The sequence below is a fragment of the SAR324 cluster bacterium genome (assembly GCA_015232315.1).
Lineage (GTDB): Bacteria > SAR324 > SAR324 > SAR324 > NAC60-12 > JADFZZ01.
On record JADFZZ010000003.1, the window covers coordinates 43,153 to 69,301 of the forward strand.

Sequence of the window (26,149 nt, forward strand, 5' to 3'; positions counted from 1 at the left end):
TCCTCATTGCCTATATTTTCACAGTAAGTGGAACAGAAGAAAAACTTGAGTTCAAAAAACAAGCTTGGTACTATCCGCACGTTTAAATAGCAAGTGGACGATCTGCTTGTTTTCCAACACTTTTTTATCCATCCTGAACACTTACAGATTTTTATGGCACAAGACGAACGAATTGATATCAAGGAACTCCGCGAACCCGATGAAATTCAGAAACGGTTGTTTGCGTTTGTGGACTATGCGTATAAACACCGGAACCTGTTCCTGATCGGAGCGACCATGGTTATCGGATTGATTCTGGGCGTGTGGGGACTTTTTGAATATCGCCACTCCCAACAACTTTCCCAACTGGATCATTTATACGACATCAGCAAAAATACGCAGAATGCCGAAAGCCAGGCACTGGGAGCGGCAGTCCTTGAGGATTATGCCAAAGAACAATCCGGCAGTTATCTGGGAAGTGTCGCACTCATGCGTGTTGCGCAACAGCAGGCTGAGACAGGACAACTCGAAAAAGCTGAAAAAATTTTCAGACAGGTTCTGGAACATAGGGGTGCAGATGCCTTTATGAAAGATAAAGCCAGAATTGGTCTGGTGCATGTGTATGAGAACCTCCAAAAATGGGACGATGCTCAAAAAATGGCTGAATCCCTGAATGCGGAAACATGGAAAGAACTCCGTGCGAGAACCCTGGGCCGGATTTTCTGGAAAATGGGCAACCGTGAACAGGCCCGGCAACAATGGGACGAAATGAAAAACATTCCCGAAGCTGCTGATGATGCTGAAATGTTATTGATGTTTTCTAAAAATGGATAAGGAACTACTATGGATAAAAATTATATTGACCTGATTGAACAAGATGACCGTGATTACACCCGCTTTGAAAAAGTCCTCATGACGGCCAAACGGGCCAAAGAATTTTATGAACTGGAAGAATCAGCCCGGTCATTCATGCTTTATAAACCCACTTACCGGGCAATCCTTGAAGCCAACAATGATGTCATCCGCCCAACCCGTGAAGTGATCAAACCCATCAAAGCAAAAGCACTTGTGGAAGACTGATCCCGTCGGATCCATGATACGACCAAACCCCGCATTCAATCTGACGGAATTTGTTCTTGGCAACAATGCCCGTCGGTTTCCTGAAAAATCCGGATTGATTTTTGTTCATCATGCGGAACAGGAAGAAGTCTGGTCATTTTTCCGGTTTTTTCAAACGACCCAACGAGTGGCTGGTGCCTTCCGATCCCTTGGCCTTTCCAAAGGCGAACGCGTTGTCATACGACTGCCCAACAGTCCCGACTTTGCCCTGGCCTTCTTTGGTGCCATCTATGCCGGGTTGATTCCCGTTCCGTGTTCCACTCAACTTCAGGCTGAAGAAGTCGACTATCTGATCACCAATGCGCAGGCCGCGTTGCTGATTGTTTCCGCGCAGTTGCCTCATCCAGCAAAAATTGCCGGAACCTGCACAAAAATCCTTCATGAACAATTCCGGGAATTCCTTAATTTTCAGGATCCTGTTCTGGCACCTTCAACGCAGGCCGAAGATCCCGCCTATATCATCTATACTTCAGGCACTTCAGGATATCCCAAAGGCGTATTGCATGCTCACCGTAGTATTCTCGGACGTCAGCCCATCAGAACGGACTGGATGGGTGTTTCTGAACAGGACGTTTTGCTTCATACCGGGCAACTCAACTGGAGTTACACCCTGGGCATCGGCTTGATGGACCCGTGGGCCACAGGAGCCACCACGGTATTGTATGGCGGAGCCAAAAATATTGAAATATGGCCGGCTCTGATGGAAAAACATCAGGTGACCCTGTTCGCTTCAGTACCGGGAATCTACCGCCAGTTACTCAGGCACCATCATTTGCGCCCTGAACACCTGGCGCATCTCCGGCATGTCATGGTGGCAGGTGAAGCCTTGTCTGTCGCATTGCTGGAACAATGGACCCAAACCACAGGTGTGCCCATGTATGAAGCTCTGGGAATGAGTGAAATTTCCACTTATATCAGCAATGGCCCCCATGTTGAGGTGAAACCGGGAAGTCCGGGAAAACCCCAGGCAGGACGAACTGTGGTCATATTACCGGCAGACAAGGGCGAATCGCCACTCCCCGCAGGCGAAGAAGGTTTGATTGCGGTGCATCGGTCTGATCCCGGTCTGATGCTGGGCTACTGGAATATGCCCGAAGAAGAATCGTCCGTGTTTCGGGGGGAATGGTTTGTCGGCGGTGATCTGGGTGTCATGGATGAAGAGGGCTACATCTGGTACCATGGACGCAATAACGAACTGATGAATCCCATGGGATACCGTGTTTCGCCTCTTGAAATTGAACGTGTTCTGTTACAGCACCCGGATGTGGCGGATGCTGGTGTCACAGAGATTCATCTTGATACCGGAATTTCTATCATTGTGGCATTTCTGGTTCTGCGCCATCCGGATCATGCGACTGCGGACCAGATAATCCAGTGGAGTCAAACACATCTGGCACATTACAAATGCCCCCGGGAGATCCGGTTCATCGAACAACTTCCGCGTACTTCAAACAACAAGCTTGCCCGAAGACAACTCATCTCTTTTTTTTGAAATGTCATGTAAAATCATTCCTGCTGTAAATAATTTGGTGATGAAATCCTGTGGCCTGCCACGATGTCATCCCCGTGAAAACGGGGATCCAGGAGTGCGCCGATGGATTCCGTGTCAAGCACGGAATGACACCGTGCGATGGCTTGAATCGGTTGCCGTCACCAGAAAGTTTACAACAAGAAATCATTTCTATTTTTTCACCGATGCAAAAAATCTTGACACTCCGCCACAAATTTTGATCATGCCCTGAGTAATTACTCAACTCTTTCCCTATGGAGGAATCATGGCAATCCCTGAGATTTTTCAAGGCAGACTTTCAATTCCGGCAATTGCGGCACCAATGTTTCTCGTTTCTAATCCTGAGTTGGTGATCGAGACCTGTAAGGCAGGAGTGGTCGGGACATTTCCGGCGCTCAACCAGCGAACCACAGAAGGTTTTGAAGAATGGTTGAAACAGATCACTTCGGCATTGCGGACGTATGAGCAGGAATCTGGAAAAAAAGCGGCTCCGTTTGGTGTGAACCTGATCGTTCACGGAACCAATCCACGGTTGGAAGCGGATCTCGCCATGTGCGCGAAATACAAGGTACCCTTGATCATCACATCGTTGGGGGCGGTTGCGGAGGTGGTGAATAGCATTCATGCTTATGGCGGAATTGTGTTTCATGACATCATTTCCATCAGGCATGCAAATAAAGCCGCGAGTGCAGGTGTGGATGGCCTCATCGCTGTATGCGCTGGAGCCGGAGGTCATGCGGGAACCCTTCATCCCTTTGCATTGATTTCAGAAATTCGTCAGTTTTTTGACAAAACGATCCTGCTTTCAGGTTGTATTTCGACAGGCGGGCAGATTGTGTCGGCCTTGGCCATGGGCGCAGATATGGCCTATATGGGGACCCGATTCATCAACACGAAGGAAAGCGGAGTTGCTGATGAATACAAACAGATGATTGTGGATTCCAGAGCGCAGGATATTATTTACACACCCGCGATTTCCGGTGTTCATGCCAGTTTCCTGCGACAGAGCATCGTCAATGCCGGTCTTGACCCTGAAAACCTGCAACCCAAAAAAGACATTGATTTCGGTCAGGAAATGACGGTACCCAAAGAAGGCGCCAAAGCCTGGAAACAAGTCTGGTCGGCAGGACAGGGCGTTGGTTCCATACACGATATACCAACCACCGCAGAGTTGTGTGCCCGGTTGAAACAGGAATATGAGCAAACCCTGCGGGATCTGGCAAAACGACTGTAGTCATTCCGGGGATTGTGCCTGCTCTTTTTTCTGATGGTCCTGAAGTTTTTTAGCCTTCAGGACACAATAATCCAGAGTATGACCAATCAGCGTCTGATTGCGCATGATCGAAAGTTTGGGCCATGTCGCCTGTTCCCCTTCAAGAATCATGGCCCGGATGTCATCTTTGGAAGGATCGGTCAACGCCCGCCGATAATTTGCCAGGGAAGAAGAGGGATGAATCGTGATGTCTCCCCAGTAACTTTGGGTCAGCAGATAAATGGCATTATCCATCGTCATGTGCAGGAGTCCGCTTTTGCTGTGAGAGCCCACCCAGTCCAGCGCATAACGTCCCATCAACTTCAACTCGGAATTAACCAGCGAAATCGTATCATTCCCCCATTTGTTCCACTTCGCCCGATCCGTCAGGAAGGGCAACACATACGGATTGGCCTGACTGGTGATAAAGCGGTTGACGTTATACAACCGGCTCAAGCGCCTCATCGGAAGATCTCCCTTGAGGGAACCATCCACCCAGAGCTGGGAGGGCATATAGGCCACTGACGACCCGAGGCGGTCTTTACTGGTCAAGGGCACCGGGGGAAATAATCCGGGAACCGCACAGGAGGCCAGCACCGAATTCCAGATATACAAATGTGGCGTGGTCAGGTGGTTGAGCAGACGGGGAATCTGATTTTCCTTTTCCGGTGAGATCGTGATGTTGATGCTTCGACCGGTCTTGTCATAGGCCTCTTCAAATGTTTTCTCGCCGACAAATTGCCGGATGGTGTCCCAAAGTAACTGGCTGTTGATGAGATGTTTTTCCCGCCAGATATCTTTCAACGAGAGCCACTTCCAGATCCTGATTTCATAGTTATCCGGATCAAAGGTGGAATGAAGTCCTTTGTCAGAATAGCATCCGACAATGGAGGCAATGATAGAACCCGCACTGGAACCTGAAATCACACGGGGCAGCAGGCTGTGTTCCAGTAAAGTTTTGACCAGACCCAGATGAAAAAATCCCAACCCCGCACCGCCACTCAACAGCAGGGCGGCCCGGCCATAACTGGTTGAGGTTTCCTCAAAAAATTCCAGTTTGTCATGAACAGAAAATCCATCAATTTCTTCATTCAGCAATGCGTTCAGACTCGTCACGACTTCCGTGATATATTCATCAATGAGGTATTTGGTACCAGTTCGGGTGTGCGTATAAAGTTTAGGATTTGAGATATTGCCAATATTTTGATGCAGCGCACCTCGCAAATGGTATATCAAATCCAGAAACTGTCTGGATTCCCGTAAATTCCGGATCACATGCACCTGATTTTTGATAAACTGCCAATCATATTCTTCAGTGGCCTCAACATGTTTCCAGTTCTCATTGCCTTCCAGTTTATCCAGTTGCCTGGCCGCGTCATGCCATGTCTGGTAATGTTCCGCATTGGCCATGATTTTTTGATTGAGTCTGATTCCATCTTTTTTCAGAAAATTTTTCATGGTGTTTCTTCGTTCAAAATCATTAGAAAGTCCCTGCTGTCACATGAATCAAATGAGAGCATGGGATAGTAAACATAACGCGAATCGGCAATTCCGCTGTTCATATTTTTGTTATGTGTAGTTTTCATCGGTTTCCCAGTTTAACGGGTTATTGATGATGTATTGCCGAATCCTGTTCAGTTCATTTTCGCCACGGATAATGCGGTCAAAAAACCTGTTTTTGTTCTGGTAAAGACCTTCCCGACCTCAAGGATCAAGCGAACACGGCAACCTCAACCAAGTGTATAGAGTTGAACGCTGTGAACAGTGCGATCTTTTACAAAAATATCAGTAAATACAACGACACGGTCGCCTGCTTTGAAGCCTTCTGACTTTTTAAGTATCTCAAACGCATTAGACAAGGCATCCTGTGGCGAATCAAAATAGGTCGTCAGGAAGGGAACCACCCCCCAATACAAAGACAGCGTTCGATAAGTTTTTTGAAGATACGTGAAGGCGTAAATATTGGAATGTCGAGGTCTGTTATTGATAATACGCTCCGCGCTTTTACCAAACTCGGTCAGTACGACAATGCCTTTCAATTGCAGATCCGTTGCCAGTTTCACTGCGGCGGCGGCCATGTGATGCCGGTCTTCCAGTTTTTCCAGACTGGCCCAAAGGTGCATGCCTGGCAGTTGTTCGGTTTTTTTAGCGATTTTCCCTAATTGTTCCAGTGCCTTGATGGGATATTTTCCCACCCCGGTTTCGCCTGAAAGCATGACTGCATCGACTTCCTGGGTGATGGCATTGGACACATCGGTCACTTCAGCGCGGGTCGGAATCGGATTATCAATCATCGTCTCCAGAAGCTGAGTCGCAATGATTACCCGTTTTCCAAGTTTCGCACACATTTCAACCAGTTGCCGCTGTACATTGGGGATATCCTCAATTTCAATTTCAATGCCGAGATCTCCTCGAGCGACCATGATTCCATCAGCGGCTCTAGCAATTTCATAGGCGTTCTTCAACCCTTCCTGCTCCTCAATTTTCGCGATGATCTTGACCCGGTGCCTGTCTTCCCCCAAAAATCCCTTGAGTTCCCAGATATCTTCAGCGGAGCGTACAAACGACATTGCGATAAAATCCACATCATTTTGCAAACCAAACCTGATATCTTCCTTGTCCTTGTCTGTGACAGACGGCAGATTCACCCGGGTTCCCGGCAAATTGACGTGCCGCCGGCCTTTGAGGATCCCACCATCGGTGACTTCGCAAATGAGGTGTTTTTCATATTTTTCCAACACCTTCAGATTGATCAGTCCGCTGTCAAGAATCACAGTGTTTCCAATATTCATGGACTTGACCATATCCTGATACGTCACATAAATCAGGGGATATTCCGTACGCAGACTGTCATCGACACTGACCGCAACCAGCATTCCCTGGGTCAGCGTCATTGGTTCCTTCAAATCTCCGGTGCGTATCTCTGGTCCTTTTGTATCGAGCAATGTCGCGACCGGAAACTTTGATTCCTGATTGATTTTTTTGATATGATCCAGGACGATTTTGTGGGAGGCATGATCCCCATGAGACATATTAACCCTGGCAATATTCATTCCCGACTGTTGCAGTTTTTTAAGCATCTCATAAGAATTCGTTGCCGGACCAATCGTACAGATTATTTTGGTTTTTCTCATATTTCCTTCCATAAAAGTAAATGCGTCAAAATTTCTGAATCCTTCATGCAGTAAAAAAGATTGCAGGACAAATTCATTGCAGATTTGGATTCTATTCACTATACAAAAATCAACCTGATAATTTCCAACTCAAAAAAAGATTTTACGTATGTCGCCTGTCAAACAGCGTGTTTATAATTTTTTACGCGAATCCCGCTATTTTGAAAATGTTTCGGCTGAACAGATACTGGAGATCCTTGAATTAGCCCATATCCAAATCTTTCAAAAAGGCCAAATCATTCTTAAACAAAATGAAATAAATGAAGTAGTGCATTTCCTGATCTCTGGAAAACTGGCGATCAAGGTGGATGATGAAATTGTGTATGTCATGTCACGAACAGGCGATATTTTCGGAGAAATGAGTGTCATCACCGGCGAACCATGTAGCGCGACGGTGGAAGCGTTTGAAGATGTGGAAACAATTTCAATCGCTACGCCAAATCTGATCAGCATCCATGAAGACATGAATCACAACCTCCATGGAACATTTTATCACTGGATGTCCCGCATCCTTTCAGAAAGACTCAAGATAACCACTCAAAAGGCCAAATTGTTTGAGATCATGAACCGGGAGTTCAAACAGAATGTGGATAACGCCAAAGCCTTTCAACATGATCTGTTCTCAGCCAGACTGGAAACAATCCCCAATTTTCCACTGTCCATGAAATGTGAGTTCGCGGATATTCTCGGCGGAGATTTTTATGGGGTGTTTTATGTTCAACGCGATATGTATGGCATTGTGATCGGTGATGTGTCAGGGCATGGAATCGCGGCATCGCTGCTGGCTGTCAACACCCTGAATCTCTTTCAATTGTTTTCACGGGCAGTTTCCTCCAGCAAACGGGTGATGGACTATATCAACAATCTCTCAGAAGCGATTATGCCGCATGAGCGTTTTGTCGTCTGCCTGTATTTGATTTATGATGCCCAGAATCAGGAATTGCTCTATACACATGCCGGCAAACAACCGGCGCTGGTGCTGCGCGGTGCCGATATAATTCCGCTGGACCCGACCCCGGGATTGGCACTGGGGATCACCCCCAGCGATATTGCGTGTTTCAGTGAGGAATTTTTTCCGTTGGAACCGGGAGACCGTTTGATTCTGTTCACGGATGGAGTCTGTGAGGTTTTTGAAAATTCAGGCAAAAATGATGGAATGGACAACCTCATCGGTTTTATCAGCGAAAACGCGAACCTCTCGTCCAACGCTCTGGTGGCACAGGTTTATGCTCAGCAAAACAGGCTCCAGGCCGGAGCACAGGCCGACGATTTTCTGTTCATGGTTTTTGATCAGCAGGCTGAGTGAGTCTGAAATGACGCAAACACTGATATTCTGATTCATGAGCCATCAATCCTGTTCGTCAGGATCTTCCATGATTCTTGCCGGTCGTCGGCATTGATTGAATTCATCGTGGGAATAACTGTAGGCTTCTTTTTTCCGGGCCATCATCCGGGCATCTTCCATTTTTGAAAGACACTCCTCATAATTTTTTTCATGGAAGGATTTGCAACCACACAGGTATAAGGCGGCCATAAGGCAAAGGAGGATCAGTCGTTTCATGGTTCTGTCGTTGCTGTTTCAGTGATAAAATACATTCTATTTTAAATGATGGGTTTGATCACATTTTCAGTCATGTATCCCAAACCGTGTCTTTGATTTTTTTCCGATTCTGGTTTGATATTTCAGGGGCAGACTGTTGTGTCTCGTGAGTAGTGCGAACATACAGATTCGCCCCTCTGTTTTATGGCATAAAATTTGACCAACCCCGGAACATAAAGTGAAGAATATCCTATCGGTAAGCAAGTGGTTCCGCAACTATTGCTATAGGGAGTTAATGACCAAAGATTCTTCCTTACCGGGGTTATTCAGGCGAAAAATCGAAACAGAATTTTTTAAGGCATCCACCTGTGTGGAAATCTGGTTGCTCACATCATACATGTGCTGATTTCCATTATGGATGCTCTCTACGGATTTCTGGATATTGGCAATATGTAGATTCACATTTTTCAGTTGATCTAAAGATGCGACATTCCGTGCAGTCACAGAATGAAGTTCCTGATTTCCTTCAGCAACATTGATGGAAACTTCTTTGGATGCCAGAAACGCCTCACTCACAGCCCGACTGATTTCTTTGAGTCCTTTTTCTGCTTGATGTGTATTGAGCGATGCGTTTTTTCCGGCATCGGCCAGTAAATAAATAGACTGTGCGATTTCATTGGCCGATTGATGTTGTTCATCAATGGAAGATCCTACCTTCTGATTTATTTCCACAACTCTGGAGATCACCCCGGTGACTGTTTGAGTATTTTCCATGGCTTTACGGATATGGGTCTGTACCTGACTAATTTGTTCCGCAATTTCATTGTTTGCGGTTGCTGTTTGCTGAGCGAGATTTTTGACTTCAGACGCCACGACAGCAAATCCTCTTCCTGCATCCCCGGCACTTGCGGCCTCAATGGTCGCATTGAGTGCCAGCATACTCGTTTGTCCCGCGATGTTGTCAATCAATTTCACAATCTTGCCAATCCGGGTTGAACTTTCATGCAATTCATTCATGACGGAAACCATTTCATTCGCATCCTGTTTCGCCTCGGATGAAATTTGATTGGTTTCTCTGGCACTGTCAGACATGGAAGAAAGCGCTACCGACATTTGTTGTGCAGATGCCGACAAGGTTTGGATGTTGTTTGAGAACTGTTCAATATTTTTTGAAACACCCGCCATGTTGCTGGAGGAGTCCTGAGCGTTATTAGAAATGGTACTCAGGTTGGAACTCAATTCTTCAATAGCCGCGGCCAAAGAAGAGATTTCCCCTGAAATGTTCTTTAAATCCTGCACATTGGCATTCACACCCTGATTGAGGTTGCCGGCTTCTTTGACAATGAGCAACGTGTCAGAATGGATCTGCTCACTTTCAGCCAGCATGGATTCCGAACGGTTTTTCATTTCATTGAAGGTGCCTATGAGTTTGTTGGTGGCAATCAGAATTTGAGTCACAATACTTTTCAAACTATCCAGCACAAAATTGATGACAGACAAAACCTTGCCGGTCTCATCTGTGGATGTGACCTCCACTTTCAATTCCAGATTGCCGGTTGCTAATTCAGTCATCAGGTTTTGTGCATTCAACAAGGAATGGGTGATGGCACGAACAATCACGACACAGAAACAAAGTGAAAGCATCAGTACCAGCGCAACCGCAACCAATTGAGTGTATTTTGTGCTGTTCAAACCGCTGATACGCTCATTCAGAAGTCCATCCAGTTCAACGATAGCCGTGTCCCATAAACCAAATTGAGCAGAAAGGGCCCGCAGTCCAGCGGATTGAATCTTATCATAGGTGATGTTTATGGAACTCGTTTGCACAACGTTTTCCTGGATTATTTTCAGAAACTCCCGGGTTGTTTCATGAGTGTTTTGCAAGGGTTGTCGCATAACATCAGCTATCAATCGTGTCCTGTCATACTTGTCAGTGTTATGGGTGATTGCCAGTTGCAAGCCATCAGACATTTCCTGTAATGTGGACTCCACATTTCCCAGCAAAACAATGATATGAATTTTTTCATCCATGGATAGTGCATGTGGATTGCTCAAAATTTGTTGTGAGAACAACATTGTCTGAGTCATCAGATCCTCAAGTTTGGGAAGTTTGAGAAGTGTGGCATCCATGAGGTAATACGTGTCCAGATCCGGATCGAGAATCAGATTGGATTCATCGCCTACCACGGTGATGACTCCCTTGAGGGTTGCTGCAAAAGTCTGCAAAAGTTCTAAAGTTGTTGTTGCGCTGGTTTGAGATTTAAGCGAATCCCATTGCGCAGTCAGAGCTTGAATCTGGTTGTCAATGTTCAGGATCTCCGACTGGGTTTTACCTTCCTTTTTCAATCGTTCCAGGGTGTCTTCAATCGCGGCGGGAGGGTTGCTCCCCCGAGTCTGTGTGACAAGACCCAGATGGTATTTCTGGATGTTTTCCTGGAGTTGTCTCAGGTGTCGAAGATAGAGATCGCCTGTGATTTCTTTTTGAGCAAAATCAATCCGCCATTGGTGGGTTTCAATCAGTAAAAACAGAAGGATCAGAATCGGAATTACAAATGATGCAACAATCAGGGATAATTTGTTGGCAATTTTCATATTTTTTAACATAACGCACTCCAGCCATATTGGATATTGATTTCAATTGTTTTTTTATTCAAAATTCCGAAATCCAATCTTGCAATCTTCGCACCTTAAAGGCTTTGGCCAGTTTAGGCGAACGCCGGGAAAAAATTTATCCAGCTTCGCGAGAACGACACGGAGACAGACATAAGACAGGATATATTTATGGCTGGTGAGCTCCTTAGTTTCTGATCTTATTTACTTTTCATGCCTAAGTATCCGTTAACTGAATCACGTCCAAAGGACAAGAATATATCTCAGAGGATTTTCCAATTATTTCATTATGAAAACAAATGCTCCCGCCTTCAGACAAATAAAGAAAATTCCCGGTGCCCGGCTTTGGTGATGACACGTTCTTTATGCCGGTAATATGTATTGTCGCATTGACAATCCATGAGGGTTTCCGCATAAACAACAGACACACCTTGTGTCCAACTGAATCGGACACATTTCACAAGAATTATCATTCAAGGATTTATGGGAATTAAAACACGCTCTGTACTGCGTATGCTGGAACGCTCCACATCCCCCCTGACTGCCAAGCAGATCAGAAAACATCTGGGAATCAAGAAAAGCCAGAAAGCCAAACTGGTTGCGGAACTTTATAAACTGGTTCATTCAGGTCATCTCAAAGTGGAAAACGGGGCCTTCATGCTGGCCAATCCTGTTTCAAAGAAAACAACGACAGCCAGGACTCACGAAAAAACAGCGTCACCCAAAACCACGGCACAGAAACCCTCCTCTCCGGACGCGAGAGTGGGCAACTTTGTGAAAAATCCGCGAGGTTACGGGTTTGTGAATACCGGGAGCGGAGAAAAAGATATTTTTGTTCCAGAAGAAAATCAGAATGGCGCCATGAACGGCGACATGGTTGAGGTCAGGGTGTTCCAGAAACGGGGCAGTGATCGCACCCGGGGTGTGATTGTCAAAGTTCTCAAACGGAGACTGTCCCTGATTGTCGCCAAACTCATCCGTGGACAGAAAACCACACTGGCTATTCCCTTGAATCAGGCACATGGACTCAAAGCGGTGGTGGTGCAACCCGAAAATGACATGCCGGAAATTCCGTCAGGAGAACTGGTTGAACTGGAACTGATTCATGTTCCTGACAGTGAAGGTAGAAAATCGGCTCCGTTTGAAGGGAAAATCAAACGAATCCTGCTGGAAGAATCCCTGGAGGAAATAGGCTTCCAGATGATTCTTACGGAAAATCAGGTACGCTTCACCATGCCTGAAGAAATCGAAGCGCATGCCGCAAAATTTCCTGACCGGGTGGTGCATAATCCTGAATCGTCGAGGGTGGATCAGCGGAATCTGGGATATGTGACCATTGACGGACGCACCGCCAGAGATTTTGATGACGCGGTTTTTGTGCAAAAACAGGAGGATGGCCATTACCGGTTGTATGTCGCTATTGCCGATGTCGCCAATTATGTCCGTCCCAATGATCCGGTGGATGAGGAAGCCCTGCTGAGAGGAACCAGCGTCTATCTTCCAACCCATGCCATTCCCATGCTTCCCGAATCACTTTCCAACAATTTATGCAGTCTCAAACCCAGGGTCAATCGTCTCACTCTGACTTGTGAAATGTTGATCACGCCTGAGGGTGAAGTCGCGTCGTATGAAATCTATGAAAGCATCATCAAAAGTCAGGCCCGTCTGGTGTATGAAGATGTGGATGTGCTGTTTGAAGGCGGCAACAGTGTCATCAAGAAACAGGAAATCTGCGATTTGTTGTTTCTAATGCGGGAACTCTCACAAATCATGGATGCCAAACGGACCCGGCGTGGTGCTATCGGTTTTTCCTTTCCGGACTATACCGTGCTGTTTGATGCCAACAACCACATGACCGGCATTAGAAAGCATTATCAGACCGGAGCCATGAAACTCATTGAGCAATTCATGCTGGAAGCCAACGAAACCGTCGCACGGCATTGCATCCACAACAAACTCCCTGCGCTGTACCGGGTTCATAAAGCCCCGGATGAAGTCAAACTTTCCAAACTTCAGGCTATTTTCTGGAACAACAATATTTCCGTGACGCTATCTGATCTGGATGAGCCTGGAAAATTCAATGATCTGTTTGACAAGATCAAGGATCTCCCCAACAAGGACCAGCTTCAGATTCTGTTGTTACGCTGTATGTCACTCGCGGTTTACAGTCCGAAAAATGAAGGACACTATGGTTTGGCCGCGGAGTTTTACTGTCACTTCACCTCACCGATCCGGCGTTATCCTGACCTGGTGGTTCATCGTGCGCTGAAACGTGAAATGAAAGCCAAACGACAGGGAAAAGCGCTGAAAAACGAACCTGTTTCGGCTGACTTGGCTGAATTGCTGTCTCAACGGGAGCGCACGGCTGAAACCGTTGAACATCAAAGCATTGACCTCATGAAAGTGATTTTCCTCTCCAAACGGGTGGGCGATACGTTTGTGGCTACGGTCAATTCTGTGGACAATGGCGGAATCACCATTGAACTGGAACCTGAAAATTTTGAGTGGTTTATTCCGTCTGAAGCCATGACAGATGACGCGTATATCTTTGATCGGGACCGTTTGTGCTTGCGTGGTTCCAGAACAAAACGCGTCGTGAAATCCGGAGACCGGATTCAGGCACTGCTGGTACGGGCCGATATCATTCAGCGAAAACTCGAATTCGAAATCAGATTTTGAATAATATTTTCTGCAAGGCACCGTAGAGACGCGCTATCGCACGTCTCTACCGACTGAGAAAGAGTTAAAGATATCCAGTATTTGTCTATTCTTAATGAAGCAAAAAAGGTTGAATGGAAAATATTTTTTATTCGTTGACCGCTCATCCGAGTTGTATTGAAGGCGTCAAAATCCTCAAACAGGATAATAATCATTTTGAACTCTTGCAGGAATATGGTCTGCCTGACATGAAAAATTCGGTCATGACCATTCCGCTGGCGGCTTTTCTGGAAGCCAACCAATGGCATGAGTACCATGTCACCCTGATCATTCCGATGGAGAAAGTCACTTGCCGGGTGCTGACCATGCCGTTTCACGACAAACGGAAAATCAAACAGGTCATTCCTTTTGAAATTGAAAATGAAATTTTGGGCGATCCCTCGGAAATGCATTATACCTATTCCATCCAGCCCATGCCGGATGGCTCTTCCAGGGTTCTCTTACTGCTGGTGGAACGGGCCTATCTGGACGCCTTGCAGATGCTGTTCAATGAATGGGAAATCGCCCTCAAAAATGTGGATTGCGCCGCGTATATTCTGTACAAAACCTTGCTCAATCCTCCCCAGAACGCCGTGTTTCAGCTTTATCTTGGCGGCGATGAGGTTTTCATCAACTACATCCATGAAAGTCAGCTTCGTGGCGTCAAGATATTCGCCACCCGCATTTCAGATTTTCTGAGCGAATACTGGAATTTTTCCTCCATGGATCTGGCGGTGTTCCTGCAACGTTTTGCGCGGCATACAGGCAATGAACAAACAGATGACAAGACGTTGCTTAAAGAATTACAACTGTTCAAGGCCATTAAAAAAGAACTGCAATGGCTTTGCAGTCAATTCAACCTGTTTTTAAGAACCCATCATTTTATTGGTGAGTGTCAGATTTTTCTGTATGGCATGTTTGGCCCCTTCATCGAATGGAACAATTCTGAATTTCGCATGAAAACTTTTCCGCTGGAAGAAGTCAGGGCGGATGAACCCTTGTTGACGTCGCCCTTGCCGGAAAGCACCATAGTTCAAAATGAAAAAGAAACAAAACCGGCTCAGGAACCGGAAAAAACAGAAAAAGCAGAACACTTGCCCACACCCCCCCCCACTGTGATTTCCGGTGATGCCTATGAAACAGCCTTGATGACGTCTAATCGACAAAGCATCGCTCTAGGTCTGGAGCGCACGCAATGGGGAATATTGGGCGATTTGTGTCAATATGGAATGAATTATCTGGAAGGCGGCAATCTGAGCTTTTTTTCGGAAGGCGCGCCCCTGACCCGGTTTATCCGGAAATACAGGCCGATGGTGATTTTGGGATCATGTCTGCTGGTATTGCTGTTGGGAATCACCATTTCAAATTATGTGATCAAACTCAATCTGCTCAAACAGGAAATCTCCCGGATGGACGATCAGATCAAAGCACAGATCCGTTATTTTCTGCCTGATGCCGAAAGCAGTAGTGTCAAAAGCATGATGACTTCGCTGGAAGAACAGATTGCCAGGAAAAAACAGGAAATTGAAGTGAGTAAAAAATTCGCGAAACGTGACTATTTCCACATGCAGTTCCTGAATTCTTTATCCACACTGGTTGGCAGTGATGTGCCCTTTCAGATTGATCGTCTGGAAATGACCCATGATCGTTTTGCCATCACCGGAAACATCAACAGTTACGACAATCTTCAGTTAATGAAAAACGCTCTGGCAAAAATTGAATCGTTTAAGGAAAAGAAACTGGTGGAAAGCAACAGAAAAAGCCCGGAAGGTATCAATTTCAGAATCACCATGGAATAGCTGGTGGTTGAAAATTTAAGAGAAATAACTGAAAAAGTGATTTTTCACTTTTCAAAGCAAAATCAAATTTGCTACAGGGGACTACAGTAGCTTTAAACAAAGAATTAAGAAATATTCAATCAAACCCCAACCAGATAAGGAGTCCTTTGGAATATACCAAAATATTGATAGTGGATGATGATCAGGACATGACCATGATTTTGGGGGAAATCCTCAAGCAACTGGGACATGATGTTTCAACAGCTCACAATGCTGAAGAGGCCATGACGCTGATCAAAACCGAAGAATTTTTTATTGTGATTGCCGATATTCACATGCCTGTTATTTCCGGCATAGAATTGCTCAAATGGATCAAGGAATTCAACAGCATGATCCAGGTATTCATCATGACAGCTCATAGCAACAAGGCAACGATTGTTGAATGCCTGTCTTCAGGTGCCACGGATTATTTTGAAAAACCGTTCCGTGCTGAAGATATTGTGCTCTCCATGCATGCGGCTATTTACCGTATTCAAAAATGGGCGAAAATCCTGATGAGACCTGAATAAGGATCAATCATGCGTCATACACGCTTTGTAATGGGGGGCACTGGACTTTGCTTGATGTTTTTGGTGGGAGCCTGTGGCAAAACCTTATGGAAAAAAACCGGCGACAGTTGTGTGTATGAATCCGGTGAGGAACCCTTACGGCGTGTTGTGAATTATAATGATCCGGCTCTTTGTCAAAGAACTACGCCCTTGTTTTATAAGCCGAAACGACCGGTCAGAAATTCTGATCAAGACATGCCCTATGAACTGCATAAACCGCCTGAGGATCCGTGAGATGCCTCATTTTTCAATGTATGTGCCGTCAATTCGGTACGCCTATTAACCTGATGAGGGAGGAAATCAGCATGAAAAATTCCAGTCTGTTAAAACGATCCATCTGTTTTCTGTTGCTCGGCCTGTTCTGGTTGGGACAACCGCTTTATGCCCAAAGAATTTTTATCAATGGACTTCCGGATCCGCTGGCTCCTGAGGACGCCTCCGTCGTGGACTGGTATATCGGCGCGCAGGTGCGAATCATTCCCACGATTGAGCAGAATTGGGATATGGGAATCATGAAATATATTGATGAGGAAATCGCAAAAAATAAAGCCACTTGGACCATGACCATGGATGGCATCAACGCTCTGGCAAACGCTCAGCAGGCCGCCGTAGACACCAAAGCTCAAACAGCCGCGGCAACAGCGGCTCAAACCGCTGCGGTCGCTGTGCTTACCAGTGGCGGATCCGCGACACAGGCCGCGCTGGCAGGTCAACAGGCCGCGATTCAGGCCGCCGCGGCAACCGTCGCTACGGCAAAAGCCAATGGTGAACTGAGTACTAGTACCGTCACCCTGGCTGAAGCCGCCGCCGCTTCCGGCGCGTCAGTGCTCGCAGTGCTGCGTCTGGCCAAGGGAACGGATGTCGATCCAAGAATCCATTCCGATGAATCAGGACGGGTTTCCGGTGAACATTGGCGAGCTGAGTCACGCTTGAGTTTTGAGTTTGATCCACAGGATAAAAAATGGAATCTGTTCATGGCGTTTGAATGTGATTCTATCATGGATTTTGAACAGATGAACAATCGGTGCGGTAACTTTGGACTGGAACGCTTGCACAGCATCATGGCCATGCCCGGCATCAATTCAAAACTGCACCTTGGCTGGGATGTGTACTACACCGATTTTATCCTGCGTGAGGGCGCCGGCTTTGTGGCGGGTGGCCCCATCAGTATTTATGCGGGAGATGATCCGGGTATCTGGCTTCAGGGTTCGGCTGGCGGCTACAACTGGCAGATGGGGTATCACAAAAAATTCGAGCGAAATTCCACTCAGGGAGCCAATACAAGATCTTCTGAAGTGGATGGCTTTGCCCGACATCCTGATCCGATGAGCATTGATCCGGATCGTGGTGTGAGCGATATCACACTGGGCTATAATTTCGCGGAAACAGGCAATGCTGTTAAATTCATCTACGTTCAGGACAACATCCGCTATGCGACGGATGAAGTTGCCCGAACCACCGCGATTTATTCAGGACGGGATGAACAGGACATGATTGACGCCAATCAGGAAGCCATGCGAGTGAATTCAAATTATATGGGACTCATGTATCACGGTGTCTTTATTGAGGGCGTGCTCGAAATGGTGGCTGAATACGCGATGCAGAGCGGAACCGTGGTCAATGCTGAAAAATGCCCTGTCACAGCCACCGATCCAACAGGCGCCTGTATCAACGGTGAAAGTGATGACTATACCATTGATGCCAATCTCCAATATTTCGGTGTGACTTCAGGGATCTGGCGAGGCGCGATTCAGGGGTCGGGCGCAAGGGTGGGATATGATTATCTGAAAACCAGCGGGGATGCCAAGGATGACAATACGCTCAACGGCTTTACCGGTGCGTTTCCGGGACAGCGTTTCTCACAACAGATCGGATCAGAGCACAGCTACATGGGTGAGCAGAATCCCTTTGGAATGGGAACCCAGTTCTTTGGATATATTCCTGAGTATCACGGAAGTCGTGGTGTTTTTGCTCAGCAGGGTGTTGTCACAGGCGGTCTTGCAGGCGGCATGGACACCCGGGATGTCGAAAGCCAGGGTGGACGGGGAGACAACCCCGGTTTGACCATGCAGAATATCCGGCTGGATGTCCGGTTTGATCAACATTGGTTATTAAAAAGCAGCCTGAAACTTTTGTCGTTGAATGAATCGTTCTATCCTTACCTGAGTCCCGGGATTGGTGGAAACTATCAAACCCGTGGAAAACCGGTCACCACGCTGGATATGGGAAATGAAATCAACACTGAAATTTCCTATCTGGTCAACTGGAACGTCATGGTCATGTTTGCCTATACCCAGTTTATTCCCGGAGGCGGCATGAAAGAACTGGCTTCAGCCTATACCGGCGTGGATGCCGGCAGCGTCAAACTGGAATCCGTCAGCCGAACCGCCATGGAATTCATTGTAAAATTCTAACAGACTCTACATAGAGCATGTCTCATGGCATGCTCTCTCCCTTTAACCTTCCCCCCCTGTCCCCCTTTCGCCTTTATACGGATGAGAGGATAATCATGAGAGACCATTGTTAAATTTTAAGAATTTAGTTGCTCGTTTAACATAACTGTCTGTGTATATGAGCGTATAATTCATTTTGTTACTCGCTGAATATGCTGTTCAACACTTTCGGTAACAAACTTTCCAGATTGGTAGTCAGATTTTGTTTCATGTAATGCCGCATCAAGTTCACAATCACGGAGGTAGTTATAATGATGCAGATCCATTACAACAAATTTTTCTTTTCCATGGACAGTGATTACTAATTCATGTTCGTCATCAAGATTGCTCTCTATCGCGGAGATGCCTTTTGTTTTTAATTGATTGGCTGTTATAGAATTCATATGAGTCTCTTTGAAAGGTTATTCATAGCACTATTGATAGTACTATCGTATTAAAATTGGAACATCATTTCCTGATTTGTTTTCCTGGTTGGTGGATCATGGGGGATTGCCTTGACCTCGAAATTCTCAAAAAAGAGCCTGTTCTAATCCATTAAATTTATAAATTGTATCGGCTTATGTTTATGGTCCGGGTGATTATTTCCTAGTGAGAAGTGTCTCATCCTGCTACAGGAAATTGCAACCGGATGGTCGTTCCCTCTTTCCCGGTATTGAAAATCCTGATTTCTCCCTCATGTTCCTTCATGATTCCATAGCTCATGGACAGGCCCAAGCCTGTGCCTTTTCCCGGGGGTTTGGTGGTGAAAAACGGATCAAAGATTTTGTGTTGCACTGCTTCTGGAATTCCGCTTCCTGTGTCTGAAATATCCATCACCACCCACGGTTTCTGAAAAAAAGTATGGATCTGTAGCCGTTTGACAGGTGCGGATTCCATGGCATCCCGGGCATTGCTGATTAAATTGATCAGAACCTGTTCAATCTGGATATTATTGCAAAGAATGGTCGGTTGCCCCTTATCGTTCTGAAGCTGGATGTCAATGCCCCTGTTTCGGAGTTGAGCGCCTGTGAACAACATGGCGTCTTCCAGAATTTTTTGTAAAAAATGCTCGTTTTTCTGGATTTTCGATTCCATCCCGAAGGTCCTTAAATGGTTGGTGATTTGTGCGCAACGCTCAACCTGCTGGGTGATTTTATGCACATAATCTCTTGCTTTCACGGCATCCTCAGGAAGATGCATCAAGGAATTTTCAGCCGCCAAACTAATGATGCTCAGGGGTTGGTTGATTTCATGGGCAATGCCGGAAGCCATTTCTCCCAGAGAAATCAGCTTGGCCGTTTGAATCAACTGCCCTTGAATCTGGCTCATTTCATGATTGACCTTCTCCAGTTCCATGTTCACCCGTTTGAGTGTTTCTTCACGGGTTTCTCGTTCGCGGATATATTTGTTGATGAGAGCCAGTGAAAACAGAATGATCCCCAACATTCCAGATGCCATGACCCATAAAATCAAAGCGGAGCGTTGAACCAGGTGTTTCAAATTTTCCCGTTTATTCGTGATGTCATAATAGATTTCGATTGCACCGACAAATTCACCATCATGTACCAGCGGTACGTAGGTTTCTACCACATCCACTGTCACAATCTGATTTTCCATCGAGGGGGAATTTTTCTGAACCACTTTGCTGTAAACCTGCTTTTTTGCGACAATTTCATGAAAATACGCATTCTCATTGAGTTGGCCGATATCAAGAGCCTCTGTTGAAAACAGTACTTTGCCAGAAGCTGAGAACAACTTGAGTTTCATCAATTGAAGGTCCGCTTTCAGCATTTTGACTTCCTCACGCATTAGGGAGGTGATTGCCATGGATTCCAGTGTCTTTAGATCTCCGGAATAAATTAAATGCGAAAGGTGATTGCCCACTCGTATGGCCTCATCTTCAGTATTTCGGGTGAGTTGTTCCATAAACTCCGGAAAAATCACATAGACGGACCATGCTGTTGGAATCAGACCGAGTCCCAGTGACACCAGAATCAGCAGGAGTAGAAAACGGGATCGGCGTGGAATTGGAAAAAAGGGCATAAGGCAAGAACTCCATGGAGTAAAATCGGGAACGCTGTCATTTTATATAACCATTGTGCTCCAACTTGGCAATAGCTGATTCCAGGTTAAAAAAACATCGACATTTGATGAAAAAATGTTCATGAACCAGCTTAATGAATGGGTGGCCGAAATAAAAATTTCAACAAAACAGAAACTCCCGCTGTTGCTGGCAGAACAACCACCAACCAATGAACAATAGAGGCTTATGAAAATTTTGCTCGTGGATGATGAACATTTATTATTGGAGTTGTTGGCTGAAACCATCAGCCACGAAGGGCATGACGTCGTGACGGCCGTCAATGGTAAAATCGCCCTGGATTTGTTTTCCAAGACCAAACCCGGTTTTGACGCGGTGCTGACCGATATTAAAATGCCGGAAATGGATGGTTTGTCTCTGCTAAAACAGATCAGGAATCTGGATCCTGAAATACCGGTTGTGATCATGACCGGACATGGGGATCTGGATCTTTCCATTCAGGCGTTGCGGTTGAGTGCCTTTGATTACATGCTCAAACCGCTGAATCTTGCCAGTTTACAGCAAGTTCTTGAGAAAATTGCCGCAGTCTGTCAGCTCCATCAGGAGTTACCAGCCCTTCTGCCCTTTATGGAAAGTTCAACCACGCTCACTCTGCCTTGCCAGACACGCTGGATCAGTGTCGCGGTTTCCCACTTTCAGCAAATTTATGCGCCCCTGTGTCGTATGGCCAATGAGGGCTTTCAGGAAATCACCACGTCGCTTTATGAATTACTGAGCAACGCGTTCATTCATGGAAGCCTGGAAGTGGATTCCAGATTGAAGGAAGAATCTTGGGATAAGTTTGAAAATATGGTTCGACTGCGTGAAGTTGATCCGATTTTCGGAACCCGCAAGGTTCATGCCCACTGTCATGTGGCACCGGAGGGGATTTCCACAGAAGATCCTACGCATGTTATTGTGGGTGTTACGTTTGATGTGGAAGATGAAGGCAAAGGTTTTGATACCGCAAAACTTCTCAAAGCAAGGGATCCCATGGATCTATTGACGGCCAGTGGTCGTGGCATCATGATGATCCAGATGTTCATGGATGAAGTTTCCTGGAACGAAAAAGGAAATCGGATGCATTTGAAAAAAAGATTGAGAATTCCCCGAGGGGAATGACTATTTACATCCTCTGTGTCACGGACTTCACTGTGACCGTACAAAAATCCAAATTCAAAGGACTGATTCATGGAAAAAGTTGATGTCACCATTGTTGGTGCCGGTGTGGTGGGGCTTGCTGTTGCTCATACCTTTGCCAATGCAGGTCAATCTGTCGTTGTTCTGGAACGAAACGCTTCCTTCGGGCAGGAAGTCAGCAGTCGTAACAGTGAAGTGATTCATGCCGGAATTTATTATCCCGCAGGATCGCTCAAAGCAAAACTGTGTGTCGAAGGAAAAGAACTGCTGTATGCCTATTGTGAAAAATTCAGCATCCCTCATCAACGGATCGGCAAAATGATTGTCGCGACTTGTGAAGAGGAAGAGGATGTTCTGGATGGAATTCTCAAAAAAGCACAGAACAATGGTGTTCACGATTTGATCTGGCAATCCAAAGAAGATTTACAAAACAAAGAACCACTGGTCAAAGCGACCAAAGCCCTGTTTTCACCTTCTACCGGCATCATTGATACTCACAGCCTGATGCGTTCCTTTTTAAGATCCCTGGAAAATCATGGAGGCTTTTTATCGGCAAAAACACGTCTGGAACGAGTCAGTCTGGTTCCCGACGGATTTTTGATTGAAGCCGACAATGAGGGCGAACTCTATAGCTTCGAAAGCCAGATCCTGGTCAATGCGGCTGGACTTGGTGCTCAGACCGTCGCTCATTCCATCAACGGCTTTGATCCAGCGCTGATCCCTCCTCTGTATTTGTGCAAAGGCAACTATTTCACCCTGTCCGGAAAAAGTCCCTTCAATCATCTCATCTATCCTGTTCCGGAAAAAAGCGGCGCGGGACTCGGCATTCATGCCACTCTGGATCTTGCCGGTCAAACCCGTTTCGGTCCGGACACGGAATATATTTCAGCGGAAAATTATGATGTCATGGAAGAGCGGAGGCCCCTGTTTGAAGAAGCCATTCGACGTTATTATCCAGCTCTGGGATCCATGAAACTGAATCCGGGATATGTTGGAGTTCGTCCCAAACTGCAATCACCGACCAGTACCTTCCATGACTTTGTAATTCAGGATTCCTCGGTTCACCACATTCCGGGACTGGTTCATCTGTTTGGCATTGAATCACCTGGTTTGACTTCCTGTCTCGCTATTGGAAAGCATGTTTTTAATCAGGTTAAAGGTTAAAAAAGGTTAAAGGTTAAAAAAGGTAAAAGGTGAAAGGTGAAAGGTGAAAGGTGAAAGGTGAAAGGTGAAAGGTGAAAGGTGAAAGGTGAAAGGTGAAAGGTGAAAGGTGAAAGGGGAAAGGTGAAAGATAGGTTCATGGGATTTGAGGATTTGGAGGTGTGGAAAAGATCGGCACGATTGAGTGCAGAAGTTTATAAACACTTACGTGATCTCAAAGATTTTGGATTCAAGGATCAAATTACCCGTTCAGGGCTTTCTGTTCCGAGTAATATCGCTGAGGGTTTTGAACGTGAGTCAGAAAAAGATGGCGTGAATTTTCTGTCTTATGCCAAAGGATCCTGTGGCGAATTACGAACCCAAATCTATATCGGAATCGATATCGACTATATTGACAAAGATACTGGATTACAATGGATCCGGGAAACTCGTGAAATCTCTTCCATGATCACTGGCCTCATCAAAACCAAACGCAAACGCCTAAATTCTTAAAACAGCTCATAACCCTTCCCCCTTTAACCTTTAACCTCCCCCTTTAACCTTCCCCCTTTAACCTTTAACCTTCCCCCTTTAACCTTTAACCTTTAACCTTTAACCTTTAACCTTTAACCTTTAACCTTTAGAAATGATGCTTTTTTTCTTCCTGATTCTGCTGTTGGCCGGGGCACCTTGTTTCGCCACTGAGCCAATAGATCTGCAACAACTCTGGAATCAGGCACATTCCAAAAATCTGGCGGAGCATCCTTACTGGTTACGACTTCTGCATTATCATTTTCCTGTGGAATCTCCGGGGCAGTGGCACACAGAAAGTGATGTGATTTCACCTTCATTTTTTTTATCCTCCTCCGGGCGGTCAGATCCTGAAGCGGAATTGATTGCCACGCTTTCCGCCTTGCTCGAAGACCTTCCGGAAGATCCTGACCAACATGCACAATGCCGGTTCATGGCCCGGTTTCAATGGCTGAAATCCCAACTTGATTTTTCAAAGACCACGCTGAAAAAACTTCCATGCCCACGGTTTGAACAATGGATCAGTCTGGAACATCTGGATTCGATCAGCCTGGTTTATGTTTCAGCATACATGGATAATCCGGCGTCCATTTACGGTCATATCTTGCTTAAAGTGAATTCCAGACATCCGTTGTTCGGACACACGCTTCTGAGTCCGACCCTTAATTTTGGAGCGATTGTCGATCCGGCTGACCATCCTCTCATGTATGCGCTCAAAGGGATCTTCGGCGGATACACGGGCCGCTTCACAGATGAACGGTTTTATAATTACAATCATCTGTATGGGGAATCAGAATTGAGAGATTTGTGGGAATATTTTCTGAATCTCGATGACACTCAAAAAAAGCGACTTGTGTACCATGCGTGGGAGTTGCTTCAGGGGGTCGAATTTCAATATTACTTTTTTCTTGATAACTGTGCCTATCGCATGGGTGAACTTCTGGAAATGGCATGGGATACCGAACGACTGAATCCGCCCTTTGCCTTGTGGCGCATTCCTGTGAGCATTTTTCATCGGGCCGCTCAGATCCGTGTGGATGAAAACCCCCTGTTGGGAAAAATAGCACTGTTGCCCTCAAGACAGCGTCGGTTACAGCAAAAATTCAACAATCTCACTGAAACACAAAAAGCAATCCTGAATGGTGCGTCTCAAAACCCTAATATTGAAAACGATCCTGAATTTCTGAAGCTTTCCCTGGAACAGCAAACGGAAATTCTGGATGCGCTGATTGATTATTTTCAGTATCAGTTGTCACAAAAACCAGCAGACCTCCTGGTGGCGCAAAAACATAAAATACTGCTGGCAAGAAGTCGTTACCCCATGATAACCCGCCCCGGGAAAATCGAAAACCCCGAGCCACCGACAGCAGGTTCTCCTCCGCAAAAAATAAGGTTGGGGGTGGGATATAATGACGCTCTGGGGGCCTCGACAGAAATTGGACTTTGGACTTCCTATCATGATCTTGGTGCGAATGATGCCGGACATTTGCCTCATTCTCAACTGGTCACGCTGGATTTGAGATTAAGAATTTACCCGGATCAGGAAGTGGTTCTTGACCAATTGACTCTGGTGGATATCATGGCCTTGAACACATTTCCGGTATCATTGCCGGGAAATGCTGGAATGTCATGGGATATTTCCGCCCGTGTGGAACGTTCCACCATGAAATGCAGAACGTGTCGAGTATTGAATTCCAGTGGTGGCATAGGAAAATCGTGGAGTACGACAGATCGTCAATGGCTTGGCTTTGCGCTGTTTGATGGATTTATCCTGGGAGATCAGGCGAATCTTTCAAGAATTTCAACAGGACTCGCACCGCAGATTGGCGGACTGTGGAGCGGCTCATGGCTGAAATTAATGTTCAGGAGTCAATGTTTCAGGAGTTTTGCTGGACCAACTCTTGAAGATTGCAAAATAGAAACGATAACCAGTTTGTTTCCCTCAAAAAATTGGGATTTCCGACTGGAAACAATGGTTTATCATGGGAGAGAATATCATGTGGCGGCAAATTATTATTGGTAGAAGCCTTCGTTGGTTCATGAGTGGTTTGGGTCTGCTCTGTTTATTGGCATCAAACCCGAATCCCCTGCACGCAACCCATAAATGTCCGAAACCACCGGTGGTTTCCAGCGGGTTTGGCCTGTTTTTCACCACCACCTATCTGCCGATAGCGAGTTCCATGGCATCCACCAAGTCCATGAATACGCTGGGATGTCAGGATGGGCACCCTTCCAAATCGTTTTACAAGCCCAAACCCAGAAATCAGGTTTACCAATATCTGCAGGAAAATCTGGAGTATGTCAAAGAAGAGGTGTCAACAGGCGAGGGCCAACATCTGGAAGCCCTGTCGGTGGTGGTGGGTTGTTCCCGTCAGGTGTATCCTGTATTTGCCCAAACCATGCACAATGCCTATTCCAGGATATTCACCCCCTCCAATGATCCTGATCCACATGCCCGCATCACCGATGAATTGCTGGAAGTGGTTTTCCACAACCATGAGTTGTATCATTCCTGCGCCGAAGAAGAATCCTAGTTGGGAGCCATTCCTTATTTTCGTCA

21 protein-coding genes are annotated in these 26,149 nt (G+C 46.1%); 15 read left to right on the forward strand and 6 right to left on the reverse strand.

Features of this window, described 5'->3' with window-relative positions:
• Positions 1–153 precede the first annotated feature (153 nt).
• From HQM11_03205 to HQM11_03220, 4 genes are all read left to right on the forward strand, one after another.
• Positions 154–813 carry a tetratricopeptide repeat protein gene (locus HQM11_03205; GenBank protein ID MBF0350007.1) on the forward strand — a complete coding sequence of 220 codons (660 nt, stop codon included), beginning with the start codon at positions 154–156 and terminating at the stop codon, positions 811–813.
• Positions 814–822: 9 nt separating this feature from the next.
• A complete protein-coding gene (locus HQM11_03210; protein ID MBF0350008.1) occupies positions 823–1,059 on the forward strand; it encodes a DNA-directed RNA polymerase subunit omega in 237 nt (78 codons plus the stop codon).
• 13 nt (positions 1,060–1,072) lie between these two features.
• Entirely contained in the window at positions 1,073–2,590 is a 1,518-nt protein-coding gene (locus HQM11_03215; GenBank protein ID MBF0350009.1) for an acyl--CoA ligase, read from the forward strand.
• A gap of 283 nt (positions 2,591–2,873) precedes the next feature.
• Positions 2,874–3,842, forward strand: a complete 969-nt coding sequence (locus HQM11_03220) for a nitronate monooxygenase (protein ID MBF0350010.1) — start codon at positions 2,874–2,876, stop codon at positions 3,840–3,842.
• On the opposite strand, the gene HQM11_03225 is transcribed toward HQM11_03220, so the two are convergent.
• Together HQM11_03225 and pyk are read right to left on the reverse strand one after the other, a co-directional pair.
• Positions 3,843–5,318, reverse strand: coding sequence for a DUF3336 domain-containing protein (locus tag HQM11_03225; protein MBF0350011.1), 1,476 nt, complete (start codon positions 5,316–5,318; stop codon positions 3,843–3,845).
• 272 nt (positions 5,319–5,590) lie between these two features.
• Positions 5,591–6,994, reverse strand: a complete 1,404-nt coding sequence (gene pyk / locus HQM11_03230; GenBank protein MBF0350012.1) for a pyruvate kinase — start codon at positions 6,992–6,994, stop codon at positions 5,591–5,593.
• A gap of 148 nt (positions 6,995–7,142) precedes the next feature.
• Between pyk and HQM11_03235 the strand changes: the two genes are divergently transcribed.
• On the forward strand, positions 7,143–8,339 hold the full coding sequence (locus HQM11_03235) for a SpoIIE family protein phosphatase (protein ID MBF0350013.1): 1,197 nt from the start codon (positions 7,143–7,145) through the stop codon (positions 8,337–8,339).
• 42 nt (positions 8,340–8,381) lie between these two features.
• Here HQM11_03235 and HQM11_03240 read toward each other — a convergent pair whose 3' ends face one another.
• Positions 8,382–8,594, reverse strand: coding sequence for a hypothetical protein (locus HQM11_03240; protein MBF0350014.1), 213 nt, complete (start codon positions 8,592–8,594; stop codon positions 8,382–8,384).
• A 261-nt stretch (positions 8,595–8,855) separates the two neighbouring features.
• Positions 8,856–11,177, reverse strand: a complete 2,322-nt coding sequence (locus tag HQM11_03245) for a hypothetical protein (GenBank protein MBF0350015.1) — start codon at positions 11,175–11,177, stop codon at positions 8,856–8,858.
• Between the two features lie 489 nt (positions 11,178–11,666).
• Here HQM11_03245 and rnr point away from each other — a divergent pair, with 489 nt between their 5' ends.
• The 5 genes from rnr (at position 11,667) to HQM11_03270 (ending at position 18,680) form a co-directional block, all read left to right on the forward strand.
• Positions 11,667–13,862: a ribonuclease R gene (gene rnr, locus HQM11_03250; protein MBF0350016.1), complete on the forward strand. Its 2,196-nt coding sequence runs from the start codon at positions 11,667–11,669 to the stop codon at positions 13,860–13,862.
• A 113-nt stretch (positions 13,863–13,975) separates the two neighbouring features.
• A complete protein-coding gene (locus HQM11_03255; protein ID MBF0350017.1) occupies positions 13,976–15,679 on the forward strand; it encodes a hypothetical protein in 1,704 nt (567 codons plus the stop codon).
• A 146-nt stretch (positions 15,680–15,825) separates the two neighbouring features.
• Entirely contained in the window at positions 15,826–16,227 is a 402-nt protein-coding gene (locus tag HQM11_03260; protein MBF0350018.1) for a response regulator, read from the forward strand.
• A 9-nt stretch (positions 16,228–16,236) separates the two neighbouring features.
• Positions 16,237–16,500 (forward strand): hypothetical protein, encoded by a 264-nt coding sequence (locus HQM11_03265; GenBank protein MBF0350019.1) that lies wholly within the window; start codon positions 16,237–16,239, stop codon positions 16,498–16,500.
• A 71-nt stretch (positions 16,501–16,571) separates the two neighbouring features.
• Positions 16,572–18,680, forward strand: coding sequence for a hypothetical protein (locus tag HQM11_03270; GenBank protein ID MBF0350020.1), 2,109 nt, complete (start codon positions 16,572–16,574; stop codon positions 18,678–18,680).
• Between the two features lie 170 nt (positions 18,681–18,850).
• Here HQM11_03270 and HQM11_03275 read toward each other — a convergent pair whose 3' ends face one another.
• A complete protein-coding gene (locus HQM11_03275) occupies positions 18,851–19,102 on the reverse strand; it encodes a type II toxin-antitoxin system prevent-host-death family antitoxin (GenBank protein ID MBF0350021.1) in 252 nt (83 codons plus the stop codon).
• A 217-nt stretch (positions 19,103–19,319) separates the two neighbouring features.
• Positions 19,320–20,741 carry a hypothetical protein gene (locus tag HQM11_03280; GenBank protein ID MBF0350022.1) on the reverse strand — a complete coding sequence of 474 codons (1,422 nt, stop codon included), beginning with the start codon at positions 20,739–20,741 and terminating at the stop codon, positions 19,320–19,322.
• A gap of 226 nt (positions 20,742–20,967) precedes the next feature.
• On the opposite strand from HQM11_03280, the gene HQM11_03285 reads away from it, so the two are divergent.
• The 5 genes from HQM11_03285 (at position 20,968) to HQM11_03305 (ending at position 26,123) form a co-directional block, all read left to right on the forward strand.
• Positions 20,968–21,900 carry a response regulator gene (locus HQM11_03285; protein MBF0350023.1) on the forward strand — a complete coding sequence of 311 codons (933 nt, stop codon included), beginning with the start codon at positions 20,968–20,970 and terminating at the stop codon, positions 21,898–21,900.
• A 69-nt stretch (positions 21,901–21,969) separates the two neighbouring features.
• Entirely contained in the window at positions 21,970–23,082 is a 1,113-nt protein-coding gene (locus tag HQM11_03290) for an NAD(P)/FAD-dependent oxidoreductase (GenBank protein MBF0350024.1), read from the forward strand.
• 135 nt (positions 23,083–23,217) lie between these two features.
• Positions 23,218–23,571 carry a four helix bundle protein gene (locus HQM11_03295; GenBank protein ID MBF0350025.1) on the forward strand — a complete coding sequence of 118 codons (354 nt, stop codon included), beginning with the start codon at positions 23,218–23,220 and terminating at the stop codon, positions 23,569–23,571.
• Positions 23,572–23,707: 136 nt separating this feature from the next.
• Positions 23,708–25,612 (forward strand): DUF4105 domain-containing protein, encoded by a 1,905-nt coding sequence (locus HQM11_03300; protein ID MBF0350026.1) that lies wholly within the window; start codon positions 23,708–23,710, stop codon positions 25,610–25,612.
• The gene (locus tag HQM11_03305) at positions 25,587–26,123 is read left to right on the forward strand and encodes a DUF3015 family protein (protein ID MBF0350027.1); all 537 of its coding nucleotides are present in this window, start codon (positions 25,587–25,589) and stop codon (positions 26,121–26,123) included. The genes HQM11_03300 and HQM11_03305 overlap by 26 nt, the downstream gene beginning before the upstream one ends.
• The last annotated feature ends 26 nt before the right edge of the window (positions 26,124–26,149 follow it).

Bases quoted from the DNA above. Each gene is read 5' to 3' on its own strand.
- HQM11_03205 (MBF0350007.1), top strand. From the start codon at position 154: ATGGCACAAGACGAACGAATTGATATCAAGGAACTCCGCGAACCCGAT.
- HQM11_03215 (MBF0350009.1), top strand. From the start codon at position 1,073: ATGATACGACCAAACCCCGCATTCAATCTGACGGAATTTGTTCTTGGC.
- HQM11_03280 (MBF0350022.1), bottom strand. From the start codon at position 20,741: ATGCCCTTTTTTCCAATTCCACGCCGATCCCGTTTTCTACTCCTGCTG.
- HQM11_03285 (MBF0350023.1), top strand. From the start codon at position 20,968: ATGAAAATTTTGCTCGTGGATGATGAACATTTATTATTGGAGTTGTTG.
- HQM11_03220 (MBF0350010.1), top strand. From the start codon at position 2,874: ATGGCAATCCCTGAGATTTTTCAAGGCAGACTTTCAATTCCGGCAATT.
- HQM11_03295 (MBF0350025.1), top strand. From the start codon at position 23,218: ATGGGATTTGAGGATTTGGAGGTGTGGAAAAGATCGGCACGATTGAGT.
- HQM11_03290 (MBF0350024.1), top strand. From the start codon at position 21,970: ATGGAAAAAGTTGATGTCACCATTGTTGGTGCCGGTGTGGTGGGGCTT.
- HQM11_03270 (MBF0350020.1), top strand. From the start codon at position 16,572: ATGAAAAATTCCAGTCTGTTAAAACGATCCATCTGTTTTCTGTTGCTC.
- HQM11_03265 (MBF0350019.1), top strand. From the start codon at position 16,237: ATGCGTCATACACGCTTTGTAATGGGGGGCACTGGACTTTGCTTGATG.
- HQM11_03210 (MBF0350008.1), top strand. From the start codon at position 823: ATGGATAAAAATTATATTGACCTGATTGAACAAGATGACCGTGATTAC.
- HQM11_03225 (MBF0350011.1), bottom strand. From the start codon at position 5,318: ATGAAAAATTTTCTGAAAAAAGATGGAATCAGACTCAATCAAAAAATC.
- HQM11_03275 (MBF0350021.1), bottom strand. From the start codon at position 19,102: ATGAATTCTATAACAGCCAATCAATTAAAAACAAAAGGCATCTCCGCG.
- HQM11_03245 (MBF0350015.1), bottom strand. From the start codon at position 11,177: ATGTTAAAAAATATGAAAATTGCCAACAAATTATCCCTGATTGTTGCA.
- rnr (MBF0350016.1), top strand. From the start codon at position 11,667: ATGGGAATTAAAACACGCTCTGTACTGCGTATGCTGGAACGCTCCACA.
- HQM11_03305 (MBF0350027.1), top strand. From the start codon at position 25,587: ATGTGGCGGCAAATTATTATTGGTAGAAGCCTTCGTTGGTTCATGAGT.
- HQM11_03255 (MBF0350017.1), top strand. From the start codon at position 13,976: ATGGAAAATATTTTTTATTCGTTGACCGCTCATCCGAGTTGTATTGAA.
- HQM11_03300 (MBF0350026.1), top strand. From the start codon at position 23,708: ATGCTTTTTTTCTTCCTGATTCTGCTGTTGGCCGGGGCACCTTGTTTC.
- HQM11_03240 (MBF0350014.1), bottom strand. From the start codon at position 8,594: ATGAAACGACTGATCCTCCTTTGCCTTATGGCCGCCTTATACCTGTGT.
- pyk (MBF0350012.1), bottom strand. From the start codon at position 6,994: ATGAGAAAAACCAAAATAATCTGTACGATTGGTCCGGCAACGAATTCT.
- HQM11_03235 (MBF0350013.1), top strand. From the start codon at position 7,143: ATGTCGCCTGTCAAACAGCGTGTTTATAATTTTTTACGCGAATCCCGC.